Genomic DNA, 13,836 nt, shown 5'->3' on the forward strand with positions numbered 1-13,836 from the left:
TACGCCCTCTCCACGTCAGTGGTCGTTCGTTACGAGGGCAGACCGTCCTCGCGGCTCAAACTCATCGTCCGGTGGAGCACTAGCCCGAACGGGTGTTTGCTGGAGGGGGAGGAAAAGGGGTGGATGGGGTGGAGGGGGAACGGGGGGAAACGGGGGGAAACAGGGGAAAGGGGGGATAGAGGAGGTCGATCATGCGGACCACTCCGGCCCTGAGAACCACTCCGGCCGCCCTGGGAACTCTCGCCGCCGCGCTCCTGACCGCGGGTGCGCTGTCCCTCGGAGGTGCTGCTCCAGCATCCGCCGCCGCGCCACCCCAGCACAACAGCAATGTGGTCTGGGGGACGATCGTCGCCCCCGTCGACCTGAAGATCCGGGACATGCCGTCCACCAGCGCCTCGATCGTCGCGAAGCTCCCGGCGCAGAGCCAGGACCGCGTCGAGTGCGTGACGCAGGGGACGAGCGTCTGGGGCGACACGTCCTGGTACTGGCTCGGCGGGGTGCAGGGCTGGGCCAGCGCCGCGTACGTCGACGTCGGCGGCCAGCACGTGCCGAGCTGCGCCACCGCGGACCCGTGCCAGCAGTACAAGCCGTGCTGGGACACCTGTCAGGGCGGCTACAACCGCCACCACTGAAGCCGCCGAGTTGCCGGGCGGCGCGGGCGGGTGTGCCCTGGAGAGAGGGCGGGCGTGAGGAGCGTCGGCCCGGGAGGGCGACCCCGTCTGGAGGAACCGTCATGGCTCAGATGGCACCCACATCATCAGCACCCCATGTGTTCGGCGGCTCCGCCACGAGCAGGGCCGGAGCGGCAGCCGTGGTTCTCGGCCTCCTCTTCGGCACTGTGGTCGCCCAGCGCGAAGGCGGCTCGATCCCCGACGGCAACGCCTGGCTCGGCATCGTCTCCGGCGTCGTCTTCGCCGTGCTCTTCATGGGCGTGCACAGGGCGGCGCCCCGGCTGCCGCGCGAGCTGCGCGCGACGGCGTGGGCGAGCTTCGCCGGGATCGCGGTCGGCTTCCTCTACAGCCAGGGCATGCCAGGACCGAGCGTCCTGCGCTCCACGTGCATGGCGCTCGGCATCGCGGCGGGCGTGTTCGCCGTGGCGTTCTACCGCTACTACACGAGCGAGTGACCGGCCCTTGGCTCCTCCCTCCCCTGAACACCACTGTGCCCATCAGCGTCGAGCGCGCTGATGGGCACAGTGGGTGAAGCGGGGCCGGTTCAGCCGAAGAACCGGATCAACCGAAGAACCGGCTCAGCCGACCTTCTCCAGTCTGTCCAGCTTGTCCAGCGCCTTCGCGAGACCGTTGGCCCACAACTGGTCCACCTTGGCCCGCTCGTTCGCGTCCGGCTGCGCGTTGGTGCACGACGTGCCCGGTCCGCCTCCGGACATCAACTCACTGCACGGGCCTTCGTAGTGGTCCGGGAGGCCGAGGACGTGACCCGTCTCGTGCGCGGTCACACGGGTCGAGTCGTACTGCTGGTTCTGCGCGTAGTCCAGGAAGATGTACCCGTTGCCGTGGCCGTCCGTGCTCGCGTACGAACCACGCGGGTCGTTCCCCTCGCGGTACTCGAAGCTCGCACCGCCACTCCCCTCCTGGAGCTTCACATTGGACACCGCGCTGTTCCAGATGGAGGTACTGCTGGCTATCTGCTGCGCGAACTTGGGCGCACCGGAGGCGTCGTACACCACGGTGACCTGCTTCGCGCCGGGGTTGGCGGCACGCTTCTCGGCGACCGACTTCAGGACGGCCTCGAAGAACGCCTTGTTGGCCGCGGCTTCCTCGCCGGAGCCCGCGTAGTTGGCGTACGCGGAGTTGACGGACGGCGCGGTGGGGGTCGCGGCCGTCGCGGATGTCGTGCCGAGACCGGCGGCAGCGAGGCCGAAGACGGCCGCGGCTGACAGGTATCGCTTGTTCATGTGTGGGGGGCTCCCTACTCGTTCGGTGAAAGGTGAACGGTTCGGTACCGGGAGTGTCGGGGAGCCAGGGGCGTCTGGGGATGATGGCAAGTGGCGATAGCACCGAGCTATCGCCCGCCCTTCGCCAACCTTCCGGGCGGCTGCCCCTCCGCCCAACTCAGGTGGTTCCCGTGGGGTTTGTGAGTCTGGTGCGCCGCCGCCCGCCGCTCTACGCTCACAGCCATGGAGCTCGAGGTGAGGCACCTCCGTGCGCTGTGCGCCATCGCCGACACCGGCAGTCTGCACAAGGCGGCACGCCAACTCGGCATGAGCCAGCCCTCGTTGACGACCCAGCTGCGCCGCATCGAGCTGGAGATCGGCGGCCAGCTCTTCGCCCGCGAGCGCACCGGCTGCCGTCCGACCCCGCTGGGCAGGGTCGTCCTCAGCCGCGCCCGGCCCCTCGTCAGCGAGATGCGGGCACTGGTCAACGAGACCAAGGCGGCCGCCGCCCGCGCGTCCGAGGGCCCGCAGCTGCGCATCGGCTCCACGGCGAGCCGTGCCATACCGGGCTGGCTGCGGCGGCTGCGGCTTCGCCTGCCCGCCACCGAGACCTCGCTCCAGATGGACGTCTCCGCGAACGCGCTGCTCCGCATGGTCGCGGGCGGTCAGCTCGACGTGGCCTTCGTGCACGAGGTGGAGGGGAGTCCGCTGCGGTTCCCCGAGGGGCTGCGGCGGCGCGTACTGGTCGAGCGTGAGCCGCAGTTCGTCTTCCTCGCCGCCGATCACCCGGCGGCGGCGAAGGCCGTCGTCCACCTCACCGACCTCGCCGCCGACCGGTGGATGGTCGACCCGACGGTGGACGGCGAGTGGGACGGGCTGCTCCGGGTGCTTCGCGCGGCCGGGCTCAACCCCCGTGTCCTGCACGGCGATTACCTCACCGCGTCCTCCCTCGTCGCCACCGGCGAGGTCGTCACCGTCTGCCAGCCGACCTCGCGCGCGAGACCCGACATGGCGGTCCGGCCGCTGCACGGCGACCCGCTCGGCGTGCGGCTGCTCGTGGCGGCCCGTACGGAGGGGGAGCTCGACGCGGTGTACGAGGACCTGGAGGCCTCGTACTGGGAGGCGGCGCGGCAGGCGCCGACCTACGGGGAGTGGCTCGCTGGGCGGGCGACGGCGGCGTGACCTAGGTCCCCACCAACTGATGACCTTCGTCCCCACCCGGCCTGACCTGCACTTTTGCCCGTTTTACGGTTCCGCGTCACCGTATGCGGCCGATTGTTACGTTCTCTACGGATGACGCACACACAGCGCCCGTAGCTTCATGTCTGTCGCCGCCGCAAAGAGGCACAAAGACGGACAGTTCGAACGACAAGTCACGAGGGATCCGCTATGCGCGCCACCCGCCGTACCTTCCGCACCGCCGCCATCGCCACCGGAGCGATCGCCGCTCTCGCCGTCCCCACGACAGCGGCTTTCGCCGCCGACACCCCGCCGAACCCGTCGAACCCGTCGAACCCGTCGAACCCGCAGGGCCAGGTGGACGAGACCGGCCAGGACAAGTCCAAGGCCACGGACGACACGAACGGCACGGATCACACGGACGACACGAACACCGACACGGAGACGCCGAAGCCCGGCAGCTGGGAGTCGAAGGGCACCACCGACCTCGGCAAGGGCTGGTCCGCGAAGGTCGACGTGAACGTGTCCGCCCGCACCGCCAAGGCGTCCCTCTCCCTCGACGGCACCGCCAAGGGCTCACTCACCGCGTACGAGAAGCCCGCGAGCACCACCATCGACGGCAGCACCTTCACCCTGACGCCCGACGGCACCATCACCAGGACGGGCGGCAAGCCGACCCCGCCGAAGCCGCAGCCCAAGCCGACGCCCGACCACAAGCGCACGCTGGTCCACCAGTACGCGAACCTCGGCGGCAGCGGCTTCGACGCGAAGGTCTACAAGGTCAAGGGCGGCTACGAGGCCGACATGATCGCCAAGGCCCCCGACACCGGCAAGAAGATCGTCTGGGACACCCTCAAGCAGTCCGGCAGCAAGCCCGCGTACGGCCAACACAACGGAGCGCACTTCGTGCTCAACCCCGACGGCACCATGAAGGGCTGGACCGAGGGCAAGTCCGGCAACAGCCAGAAGCCGCGGAACGGCACGTCCCAGGTTGTCCCGAAGGGGGGCGTCAAGGCCGGTGCCGAGGGCGTGTCCCCGGTCGGCGAGAGCACCCCGCTGGTGGCGGCGGGCGGCGGCATGGCGGCGCTCGGCGCGGCGGGCCTCGGCTTCGCGGTGTACCGCCGCAAGCAGAACAACTGACCGCGCGGGAGCGGCGGTACGACGATGGGGCACCCCCTTTGGAGAGGGGGTGCCCCAGACGCGGGTACGCGCGTACTACGGACGCGCTTCCCGCACTCCTGCTCCTCAGACGCCGATGTCGCAGCCGTCCTTGCGCCAGACGGACACGACCGACGGCCGGACGATCTTCCCGGGCCCGTCGGGCCACGCGCTCGCGGGCTTCTCGACGGACGCGCCGTCGATCTCGCCCGGGTGCTGCACGGAGACGATCACGCGGCGGTCCTGGACCAGCGGGCCACAGGTCTCCGCGCCCTTCGGCATGGTCAGGAACTGCTTGAGCTCACCGCGCCGGTCGCCCTTGGTCGCGACACCGAACAGGCCGTCGTGCGAGCCGAGTTGGTTGCCGTCCGTCGAGATCCACAGGTTGCCGTGCGGGTCGAAGGCGACGTTGTCCGGGCAGGAGATCGGGCTGACCTTGTCCTTCGGGAAGCCCGCGAAGTACGTGGCCGGGTCCTCGGGGTCGCCCGCGACGAGGAAGAGCGACCAGGCGAAGGTGGTCGACTCGGGCCGGTTGCGGCGCTCGGTCAGCTCCAGGATCTGCCCGTGCTTGTTGAGGTTGCGCGGGTTGGCCTCGTCGGCACCGGCCTTGCCCGCCTTGCCGCGGTCGGAGTTGTTCGTGAGCGCGACATAGACCTTGCCGGTGTGCGGCGACGGCTCGATGTCCTCGGGTCGGTCCATCTTCGTGGCGCCGACCTTGTCACCGGCCTGGCGCGTGAAGACGTACACCTCTTCGGCGCTCATGCCCTCCACGTGCGAGACGGCGTGGCCCTTGGGGCCCGCGGTGGCGAGCGGGATCCAGACGCCGCTGCCGTCGAACTCGCCGTCGGCGGGCAGCTTGCCGGTGCCGTCGATGTCGGCGGCCGGGGAGTCGCCGGTCAGCTTGGCGACGTACAGGGTGCCCTCGTCGAGCAGCGTGAGGTTGTGCTCGTGCGCGGCGCGGGACGTGCCCTTGGCGACGCGCTTGCTGCTGACGAACTTGTAGAAGTAGTCGAACTTCTCGTCGTCGCCCATGTAGACCACGGGGCGGCCGTCGTGCGTCAGGCGCGGCTGCGCGGCCTCGTGCTTGAAGCGGCCGAGCGCGGTGCGCTTGCGCGGGGTCGATTCGGGGTCGTACGGGTCGAGTTCGACGACCCAGCCGAAGCGGTTGGCCTCGTTGGGCTCCTTGACCAGGTCGAAGCGGTCGTCGAACCGCTCCCACTTGCGCTCGGACGCGGCGCCGATGACGCCGTAGCGCTTGAGGCGCGCGGCGGCGGTGGGCTCGGTGACCTTCTCCGCGTTGGCGAAGTACTGGTTGAAGTTCTCCTCGCCGTGCAGGGTCGTGCCCCACGGGGTGGTGCCGCCCGCGCAGTTGTTGAGGGTGCCGAGGACGGTGGTGCCGCGCGGGTCGGCCTTCGTACGGACGTACTCGCTGCCCGCGGCGGGACCGGTGAGCCGGAACTCGCTGGTGGCGGTGAGGCGGCGGTTGAGCTGGTGGCGGCTGACGGCGTTCAGCTTGCCGCTCCTGCGCTCCTCCTCGACGACCACGACGGAGAGGCCGTGCGCGGCCCAGGCGATCTCGACCTGCTCGCGGGTGGGGTTCGCGGCGTCGTATCCCTTGAACATCAGGATCTCGTCGGTGTACTCGTGATTGGCCACGAGGACCTGCCGCCCGCGCTCGCGGTGCAGCGGCAGGAGGCTCAGGAAGTCGTTGTTGTACCCGAACTGTCCGGCCTGCGCCTTCGCGGTCTGCTTGTCCGCGTCGAAGGCGGGGGCGCCGCGGAGGATGGGCTCGCCCCAGCGGATGACGACGTTCTGGGCGTAGCCGTCCGGGATGGTGACGGAGTCGGTGGTGTTGGGCGCGACGGGCGTGAAACGGAGACCGCGCGCCCCCTTTTTGCTCTTTTGCGACGAGGGTTTCTGGGCCGCGGCGGCGGCTTCCGCCTCCGGGGCTGCGGGACCTGCGACGACGGCGCCGCCGGCGGCGGTCGCCACGGTCACGACCGCGGCGGCGCGCATCATCGAGCGGCGGCTGAGGGCGCCGGCTATGACGTCGCCGACGTACTCGTTGTCGCTGGTGTTGGGCACCTCGTGGAAGCAGGCATCACCACAACGGAACCGGCAGGTCATGGCGGAACGGCCGCCGCTCCCCTGGTGCGAGGTGATGATCGGCAGCAGTTTGCGCACGGTTCCTCCGTTGTGTGGACGTGTGTCTGGGCGTGGCTTGTTTCCGCCGAGACGTTAGGCGCGGAGGTCGGCAGGGCGACGGCCTGAGAGTGAACGGGAGGTGAACCGGGAGCGCACATAGGGCAGTTGGGGTGCGTGTGCTCGGTAAGGGTGATGGTGGAGGGGCGGTGGGGCGACCCTGCCGAAGATCACGTATTGCGACGGCTAACCTTACGTGTCCGCCCTGGCCAGGGGTTATCGGGAATCAACTCACGCGAAGGGGTGCACCCATGGGCATTCTGAGTGTCCTGCGGAACGCGTTCGGACTGTCTTCACGCAAGGGGAACCAGGCTCCGGAGCCTGAAGCAGAGGCTCCGGAGGCCCCGGAGACCCCGGATGCCCCGGAGGCTGCTGCCTCTGCTGCCGCTGCCGACTCTGCGACGGTGCCGGCGCCCTCGTCCGAGCGGGTGCCTCCGGCGGCTGAGCCGAAGGCGACGGTTCCGGCGCCGTCGTCCGAGCCTTCGCCTGCGGCGGTGGACGATCTTGTCGCCGCGGCGTTCGACCGGGACCGCGTGACGGTACCGGCACCTTCGCCGGAGCCAACTCCGGAGCCCACGGCCCCCGAGGCCGAGACCACGCCCCCGGAGCCGACTCCGGAGGCCGAGGACACAACCCCGGAGCCTGTCACCCCGAAGCCCGAGCCGGTCGTGGCCGACGCCGCTGACCCGACCCCGGAGCCTGCCGCCCCGAAGCCCGAGCCGGTTGTCGCCGACGCCGCTGACTCAGCCCCGTCAGTTGTGCCCACCCGTCCCGCCCTGCGGGACGAATGCCCACAACAAGATGCCCCCACAGAGCCTGCCCCGGCGGAGGAACCCCCCACCGCTGCGACCGAGCCGCTCAACGAGCCCACGGCCCTCGACACCGAGTCGCCCGCCGCTGCGGCGTCACCCGAAGCCGAGCCGGCCGAGTCGCCCACCGCTGTGACCGCCGCCGACACAGAGCCCATCGACGAGTCATCCGCCGCTGTGACCGCCGCCGACACCGAGCCGGTCGCCGAGCCGCCCGCCGCTGCGGCGTCACCCGAAGCCGAGGCGGAAGACGTGTCCGCCGCCGCTGTGGGCAATCGTCCCGCTGGGCGGGACGGGTGGGCACAGCCCTTGACGCCGGGTGCGGATGAAGCGGCGGAGGTACCCGTGACCTCGGCGGAGCCGGACGCGCCGGGTGCCGATGAAGCAGCGGAGGCATCCGTGACCCCGGCGGAGCCCGAAGCGCCGGGGGCGGATGAAGCGGCCGAAGCTCTGGCGCAGCCAGCCCTCGCCGCCGCGTACAAGGCAGCCGGCGCAGCCCTGGAGAAGAGGGACCTCACCGGGGTCCACGCCCCGGTCTACCTCGTACTAGACCGCTCCGGATCCATGCGCCCGTACTACAAGGACGGCTCCGCCCAGAGCCTGGGCGAACAGGTCCTCGCCCTGGCGGCGCACACCGCCCCGGACCCCGACGCCCCCTCCGTCCACGTCGTCTTCTTCTCGACGGAGATCGACGGCACCGGCACCCTCACCCTCCCCGAGCACGAGGGCCGTATCGACGAGCTGCACGCGGCAGCGGGCCGCATGGGCCGCACCAGCTACCACCGCGCGATCGAAGAGGTCGTAGCCCACTACGAGAAGTCGGAGCACAAGGGGAGCCCCGCCCTCGTCGTGTTCCAGACGGACGGCCCCCCGGACGCGAAGGGCCCCGCCAACCAGGCCCTCGCGGACGCGGCCAAGCACCCCCTCTTCTTCCAGTTCGTCGCGTTCGGCGAGCACGAGGCGAAGGGCTTCGACTACCTCCGCAAGCTGAAGGCGGATAACGCCGCCTTCTTCCACGCGGGCCCCACCCCCCGCGAGCTCACGGACGCGGAGCTGTACGAGGGCCTGCTGGCGGCCTGGCGCCCGTAAGCCACACGGACGGTCCAGGGGGTGGGCGAGGGTCCACCCCCTGGAATCAAGGTGAATCGCCCGCTCCGGGGCCGTTAGGATTTCGACCATGGCGGCCACTGGATCCGAGAAGCAGGGGACGAGCGAAGGCGCAAAGGCGTTCTACGTATCGACCCCCATTTACTACGTCAACGACGCTCCTCACCTGGGCCACGCCTACACGACCGTTGCAGGGGACGTGCTCACGCGCTGGCACCGTCAGCGCGGCGAGAAGGTGTGGTACCTCACCGGCACGGACGAGCACGGTCAGAAGATCATGCGCACTGCCGAGGCGAACAACGTCACGCCCCAGGCGTGGTGCGACAAGCTCGTGGACGAGGCCTGGCGGCCTCTCTGGGAGCACCTGAACATCGCGAACGACGACTTCATCCGTACGACGGAGAAGCGCCACACGGACCGCGTCCAGGAGTTCGTCCAGGATCTCTACGAGAAGGGCGAGATCTACAAGGGCGGCTACGAGGGCCCGTACTGCGTGGGCTGCGAGGAGTACAAGCTCCCCGGCGACCTGATCGACGGCGAGGCCGGCGGCGAGTTCGAGGGCCAGAAGCTCTGCCCGATCCACAAGAAGCCGGTGGAGCTCCTCAAGGAGGAGAACTACTTCTTCAAGCTGAGCGAGTACGGCCCCAAGCTCCTCGAGCACTACGCGGCGAACCCGGACTTCATCCAGCCCGAGTCGGCGCGCAACGAGGTCGTGAACTTCGTCAAGCAGGGCCTTCAGGACCTGTCGATCTCCCGCTCGACGTTCGACTGGGGCGTCAAGGTCCCGTGGGACGACAAGCACGTCATCTACGTCTGGATCGACGCGCTCCTGAACTACGCCACGGCCGTCGGCTACGGCGCGGACGAGGAAAAGTTCAAGTCAACCTTCCCCGCCGACGTCCACCTCGTCGGCAAGGACATCCTCCGCTTCCACGCGGTCATCTGGCCCGCGATGCTGATGGCGCAGGGTCTGCCGCTGCCGGGCCGCATCGCGGCCAACGGCTGGCTGATGGTCGGCGGCGAGAAGATGTCGAAGTCGAACCTGACGGGCATCAAGCCGCAGGACCTCACGTCTCACTTCGGCGTCGACGCGTACCGCTGGTACTTCCTGCGTGCCATCGCGTTCGGCCAGGACGGCTCGTTCTCGTGGGAGGACTTCACCGCCCGCTACACGAGCGAGCTGGCGAACGACTACGGAAACCTCGCCTCGCGCCTGGCGGCCATGGTCGGCAAGTACTTCGGCGGCGCGCTCCCCGAGGCGACGGCGTCCGGTGCGGCGGAGCAGGCGGTCCGGGAAGGTCTGGCCAAGGCGGTCGCGGCGGCCGACCTGAAGATCGGCGAGGAGCTGGACTTCCAGGCCGGCATCCTGGCGGTCTTCGCCTTCGTCAAGCAGGTCAACGGCTACATCACGGAGCAGGAGCCGTGGAAGGTGGCCAAGGACGAGTCCCCGGAGGGCCAGGCCCGCCTGGCGACGATCCTCTACACGGCGGCCGAGTCGCTGCGCGCGGTGGCCGTCCTGCTGAACTCGATCATGCCGGACACCTCGCAGAAGCTGTGGGACTCGCTCGGCGCTGAGGCCTCGCTTGGCGCGCTCGCCGAGCAGAAGGTCCAGGACGCGGGTACGTGGGGGCAGCTGCCGGTGGGCGCGACGGTGACGAAGGGCGCGGTGCTGTTCCCGCGCCTGGAGGAGCCGAAGCAGTCGTAATCGGTCGCAACCGGCCGTAATCGGTCGGACCGTTCGGCCCGAACTACCCTGAAGGGGCTCGCGATTGAACTCGCGGGCCCCTTCTTCTTGCCCAACTTGGCTGATTCATGCGGGTCAAATAGCGATACCGATCACATTCGACCAGAACTCACGCCGTCTTCACATCTTCCTACGTACGCTTCACCGTATGACCACGACTCCCGGCACCCCCGACCGGCCGCGCTCAGCGGCCGAGGTGAACGAGGAGATACGCGCGCTCTGGCTGCGCACGGGCGGGTATCTGCGCCCAGAACAGCACAAGGTGTACGAACGCCTCGTGGCGGAGTGGGCAGAGGCGACGGCCGCGACGGCGACGCATTCGCCGGCCGCGTGAGCCGACTCACCGCGTGACCTCTCGCCCACCACGGACCTCTCGCCCCGCATGAACTACCGCCCCGCAGCGGCCCCTTCGACGGCTTCGACCGCTTAGACCGCTTAGACCGCTTAGACCGCTTAGACCGCTTCGATCCTGTACGACCCCACCAGTCGCGCCAGCTGACGCCCCGCCGCCCGTAGCGGCTCCTCGCTGCGGTTGACCTGGGCGGTCACCTCGGCGCCCTCCAGGGCGCTGATCACGGTCGTCGCCACGTCACGCGCGTCCGTCGCGCCGAAACCGGAGCCGAGCAGCTTCTCCTCGACAAGGCGCTCCCAACTCCCCAGCGCCGCCGCGCACACCCGCTGGATCTCCGAGTCCGTCCCCAGCGTCTCCAGGGCCGCCGCGGTGACGGGGCAGCCCTCGATCCAGCCCGACTCCCGCAGCCCCACGGCGAGTTCCGCCGCGCAGGCCTCGATCGCGGCGCCGGGGTCGTCGGACGTGGCCAGCGCCTCGCCCAGCATCCCGGCGAACTCCTCGCCGCTGTGGGTGATCGCGGCCACCGCGACGGCCTCCTTCCCGCCGGGGAAGAAGTGGTAGACGGAGCCGAGCGTGGCCTCCGCGTCCTTCGCGATCTGCTTGATGCCGGTGCCGACGTACCCCTGGCGCTGCAGCAGCCGGGCGGCAGCGATGACGATGCGGTCGCGGGTGCCGGTCGTTGCGCCTGCGCCCGCGCCGGTGCCTGAGGTCGAGGGGGTCTGAGCCATGCGGGCAGCTTACCTCGCAACTAATTAGAGCGTTCGTTCCAGAGGCGTGCTACGTTCTCGGTGCGCCCTAAATAGAGCGCTCGTTCTAGACCGCTAGGCCGCCGGACCGCCAGCCCAGGAGGACTCACATGAACGCCACGACCACCACCCCCGTCACTCCCCTCACCCCCGTCACCCTCATCGGCCTCGGCCCCATGGGCCACGCGATGGCCACGGCCCTGCTCGACAAGGGCCACCAGGTCACCCTCTGGAACCGCACCGCGTCCCGCGCGGACGACCTGGTCGCGCGCGGTGCGATCCTCGCCGCCACTCCCGGGGAGGCCATCGCCGCCAACGAGTTGGTGATCCTGAGCCTCACGGATTACGACGCGATGTACGCCGTCCTCGAACCGGCGGCAGCCGCCCTTTCCGGCCGCGTGATCGTCAACCTCAGCTCGGACACCCCGAAGAAGGCCCGCGAGGCGGCGGTCTGGGCCGCCGGGCACGGCGCCGCGCACCTCACGGGCGGCGTACTCGCCCCGCCCCACGGCATCGGAAAGCCGGAGTTCTCCACCTTCTACAGCGGCCCGCGAGAGGCGTACGACAAGCACCGCGCGACCCTTGAGGTGCTGACGGGCGAGACGGACTACCGGGGCGAGGACGCGGGCGTCGCGGCCCTGATGTACCAGCTCAACATGGTCATCTTCTGGACGAGCGTCTCCAGCTACTGGTACGCGGTCGCCCTCGCGAAGGCCAACGGCCTCTCGGCGACGGACATCCTGCCGTACGCCTCGGAGAACATGACCGGGATGCCGGAGTTCCTGTCCTTCTACGCGCCACGCATCGACGCGGGCAACCACGAGGGCGACGTGGACCGCCTGGCCATGGGCCTTGCCAGCATGGAGCACGTGGTGGACACCCACACCGACTCGGGCGTGGACGCCGCACTGCCGTCGGCGGTGGCCGACCTGTTCCGGCGCGGAATGGAGGCGGGGCACGCGGCGGACAGCTTCTCCAGCATCGTGGAGCTGCTTGGGCGACGGTGACCCCGATCGGTCCGTGGAAGCCGCCGATCCGGACCACGGACCACCTCTCCCTGCTCCCCGGTGCCGGGCGACTGTCAGTGGCGACTGCCAGACTCGCCGACATGACCGACACCACAGGCGGCAGCGACTCCACCACTCCAACTCCCCAGTACTTCGCGCCCAATTGGAGCGACGACACCCGGGAGCCCCCACCGAACACGGGCGACGAACGGGAGGCGCTGACGACCTCCCTGGACTGGCACCGCGCAACGTTCGAGCTCAAGTGCGCGGGCCTGACGCAGGAGCAGCTGTCGGAGCGCGCGGCGCCCCCGTCCGAGCTCTCGCTGCACGGCCTGCTCCGGCACCTGGCGGGGGTGGAGCGCTGGTGGTTCCGCATCCAACTGACGGGCGAGGGGGTCCCGTTGCTCTACTACTCCGACGAGGACCCGGACCAGGACTTCGGCGACCTGACGGGCGACGCCGGGAAGGCGTTCGCGGTGTGGCACGAGGAGTGCGAGCGCTCGCGCCGGATCGTGGCGGCGGCGCGATCACTGGACGTGACGGGCACCCGCAGAGCGACAGGTGACCCGATCTCTCTCCGCAGGATCCTGATCAACATGATCGCGGAGTACGCGCGGCACAACGGGCACGCGGATCTGCTGAGGGAGCGGATCGACGGGACGACGGGGATGTAGCAAAAGCCCGGTCGGCTCGGTCGACAAGGTCTTCAAGGCCTTGGCCGACCCGACCCGCCGCTATCTCCTGGACCAGCTGCACGGTCACAACGGCCAGACGCTGGGCGAGCTGGCCGAGCGCGTCGCGATGACGCGCCAGTCGACCACCCAGGACCTGGCCCTCCTGGAGGCCGCGAACCTGGTCAGCACGGTGCGGCGAGGGCGCGAAAAGCTCCACTACCTGAATCCCGTGCCTCTGCACGAGATCCAGGAACGATGGATCGACAAGTTCGAGCACCCACGCCTACGAGCGCTCAGCACACTGAAACAACAGGCGGAGGCCGCCACCATGACCACGAACCCGACGAAGCCGACGTACGTCTACGTCACCTACATCGAGAGCACCCCGGAGAAGGTCTGGCACGCCCTCACCGACGCGGAGCTGACGGCGGCGTACTGGGGCCACGCCAACGTCTCCGACTGGCGGCAGGGCTCGCCCTGGGAACACCGGCGCACGGATGGCTCGGGCATCGCGGACGTGGTGGGGAGGGTGCTCGAAAGCACGCCGCCCACCCGCCTGGTGACAACGTGGGCGGCCCCCGACTCGGCCGACCCCTCCGCCGACCCCTCCCAGGTCACGTTCGACATCGAGCCGTACGGCGGAATCGTGCGCCTGACGGTGACGCACGAGAACCTCGCGGACGAGGAAGAGCGGAACGCGGCGGCGTCGGGCTGGGCGGCGGTCCTCTCGAACCTCAAGTCCCTCTTGGAGACGGGCTCCCCCCTCCCGGAGGAACCATGGCTGGTACCGAGCACCTGATTCCTCACCCACCCGCCCACCGGTAGCGATCCTGCCCGGCGGCGGTATTCGTACCGGGGCCGGTACAGCGAAGCCCCCGCACGACCGGCGAGCTACGACTGCGGGCGCAGTCCAGCGGCGTTGGCCTGCCGCAGCAGGACCGCAGCCTGGGCGGCCGGGCCCTTC

At 69.8% G+C, this 13,836-nt stretch carries 13 protein-coding genes; 10 read left to right on the top strand and 3 right to left on the bottom strand.

The features are described 5' to 3' along the window. The first annotated feature begins 191 nt into the window (after positions 1 to 191). Positions 192 to 632, top strand: coding sequence for an SH3 domain-containing protein (locus ABD378_RS29145; RefSeq protein WP_344525501.1), 441 nt, complete (start codon positions 192 to 194; stop codon positions 630 to 632). A gap of 101 nt (positions 633 to 733) precedes the next feature. Next, positions 734 to 1,126, top strand: a complete 393-nt coding sequence (locus ABD378_RS29150) for a hypothetical protein (protein ID WP_344525503.1) — start codon at positions 734 to 736, stop codon at positions 1,124 to 1,126. 123 nt (positions 1,127 to 1,249) lie between these two features. Here the strand turns inward: ABD378_RS29150 and snpA are convergent, their stop codons facing one another. Then, the gene (gene snpA, locus ABD378_RS29155; RefSeq protein WP_344525505.1) at positions 1,250 to 1,915 is read right to left on the bottom strand and encodes a snapalysin; all 666 of its coding nucleotides are present in this window, start codon (positions 1,913 to 1,915) and stop codon (positions 1,250 to 1,252) included. A gap of 222 nt (positions 1,916 to 2,137) precedes the next feature. Between snpA and ABD378_RS29160 the strand changes: the two genes are divergently transcribed. Both ABD378_RS29160 and ABD378_RS29165 read left to right on the top strand, forming a co-directional pair. Next, positions 2,138 to 3,076 (top strand): LysR family transcriptional regulator, encoded by a 939-nt coding sequence (locus tag ABD378_RS29160; protein ID WP_344525507.1) that lies wholly within the window; start codon positions 2,138 to 2,140, stop codon positions 3,074 to 3,076. A 207-nt stretch (positions 3,077 to 3,283) separates the two neighbouring features. After that, positions 3,284 to 4,213, top strand: coding sequence for a hypothetical protein (locus ABD378_RS29165; RefSeq protein ID WP_344525509.1), 930 nt, complete (start codon positions 3,284 to 3,286; stop codon positions 4,211 to 4,213). Positions 4,214 to 4,318: 105 nt separating this feature from the next. On the opposite strand, the gene ABD378_RS29170 is transcribed toward ABD378_RS29165, so the two are convergent. Further along, complete coding sequence (locus ABD378_RS29170) at positions 4,319 to 6,415, bottom strand: PhoX family protein (protein ID WP_344525511.1); 2,097 nt, start codon at positions 6,413 to 6,415, stop codon at positions 4,319 to 4,321. A 512-nt stretch (positions 6,416 to 6,927) separates the two neighbouring features. On the opposite strand from ABD378_RS29170, the gene ABD378_RS29175 reads away from it, so the two are divergent. From ABD378_RS29175 to ABD378_RS29185, 3 genes are all read left to right on the top strand, one after another. Beyond that, on the top strand, positions 6,928 to 8,331 hold the full coding sequence (locus ABD378_RS29175) for a VWA domain-containing protein (protein ID WP_344525513.1): 1,404 nt from the start codon (positions 6,928 to 6,930) through the stop codon (positions 8,329 to 8,331). A gap of 88 nt (positions 8,332 to 8,419) precedes the next feature. Next, complete coding sequence (gene metG, locus ABD378_RS29180) at positions 8,420 to 10,054, top strand: methionine--tRNA ligase (RefSeq protein ID WP_344525515.1); 1,635 nt, start codon at positions 8,420 to 8,422, stop codon at positions 10,052 to 10,054. A gap of 187 nt (positions 10,055 to 10,241) precedes the next feature. Continuing rightward, positions 10,242 to 10,427: a hypothetical protein gene (locus ABD378_RS29185; protein ID WP_344525517.1), complete on the top strand. Its 186-nt coding sequence runs from the start codon at positions 10,242 to 10,244 to the stop codon at positions 10,425 to 10,427. A gap of 119 nt (positions 10,428 to 10,546) precedes the next feature. On the opposite strand, the gene ABD378_RS29190 is transcribed toward ABD378_RS29185, so the two are convergent. Then, positions 10,547 to 11,173: a TetR/AcrR family transcriptional regulator gene (locus ABD378_RS29190; protein ID WP_344525519.1), complete on the bottom strand. Its 627-nt coding sequence runs from the start codon at positions 11,171 to 11,173 to the stop codon at positions 10,547 to 10,549. Positions 11,174 to 11,301: 128 nt separating this feature from the next. On the opposite strand from ABD378_RS29190, the gene ABD378_RS29195 reads away from it, so the two are divergent. From ABD378_RS29195 to ABD378_RS29205, 3 genes are all read left to right on the top strand, one after another. Beyond that, a complete protein-coding gene (locus ABD378_RS29195) occupies positions 11,302 to 12,198 on the top strand; it encodes an NAD(P)-dependent oxidoreductase (RefSeq protein WP_344525521.1) in 897 nt (298 codons plus the stop codon). Positions 12,199 to 12,299: 101 nt separating this feature from the next. Next, on the top strand, positions 12,300 to 12,872 hold the full coding sequence (locus tag ABD378_RS29200; RefSeq protein WP_344525523.1) for a DinB family protein: 573 nt from the start codon (positions 12,300 to 12,302) through the stop codon (positions 12,870 to 12,872). 40 nt (positions 12,873 to 12,912) lie between these two features. Then, positions 12,913 to 13,671: an ArsR/SmtB family transcription factor gene (locus ABD378_RS29205; protein ID WP_344525525.1), complete on the top strand. Its 759-nt coding sequence runs from the start codon at positions 12,913 to 12,915 to the stop codon at positions 13,669 to 13,671. Positions 13,672 to 13,836 lie beyond the last annotated feature (165 nt).

Source organism: Streptomyces rectiviolaceus, assembly GCF_039533825.1.
In the GTDB taxonomy this organism is placed as follows: domain Bacteria; phylum Actinomycetota; class Actinomycetes; order Streptomycetales; family Streptomycetaceae; genus Streptomyces; species Streptomyces rectiviolaceus.

Coding starts and splice junctions, on each gene's coding strand:
- ABD378_RS29145 (WP_344525501.1), top strand. CDS start 192: ATGCGGACCACTCCGGCCCTGAGAACCACTCCGGCCGCCCTGGGAACT.
- ABD378_RS29165 (WP_344525509.1), top strand. CDS start 3,284: ATGCGCGCCACCCGCCGTACCTTCCGCACCGCCGCCATCGCCACCGGA.
- ABD378_RS29160 (WP_344525507.1), top strand. CDS start 2,138: ATGGAGCTCGAGGTGAGGCACCTCCGTGCGCTGTGCGCCATCGCCGAC.
- snpA (WP_344525505.1), bottom strand. CDS start 1,915: ATGAACAAGCGATACCTGTCAGCCGCGGCCGTCTTCGGCCTCGCTGCC.
- ABD378_RS29185 (WP_344525517.1), top strand. CDS start 10,242: ATGACCACGACTCCCGGCACCCCCGACCGGCCGCGCTCAGCGGCCGAG.
- ABD378_RS29200 (WP_344525523.1), top strand. CDS start 12,300: ATGACCGACACCACAGGCGGCAGCGACTCCACCACTCCAACTCCCCAG.
- ABD378_RS29150 (WP_344525503.1), top strand. CDS start 734: ATGGCTCAGATGGCACCCACATCATCAGCACCCCATGTGTTCGGCGGC.
- metG (WP_344525515.1), top strand. CDS start 8,420: ATGGCGGCCACTGGATCCGAGAAGCAGGGGACGAGCGAAGGCGCAAAG.
- ABD378_RS29190 (WP_344525519.1), bottom strand. CDS start 11,173: ATGGCTCAGACCCCCTCGACCTCAGGCACCGGCGCGGGCGCAGGCGCA.
- ABD378_RS29195 (WP_344525521.1), top strand. CDS start 11,302: ATGAACGCCACGACCACCACCCCCGTCACTCCCCTCACCCCCGTCACC.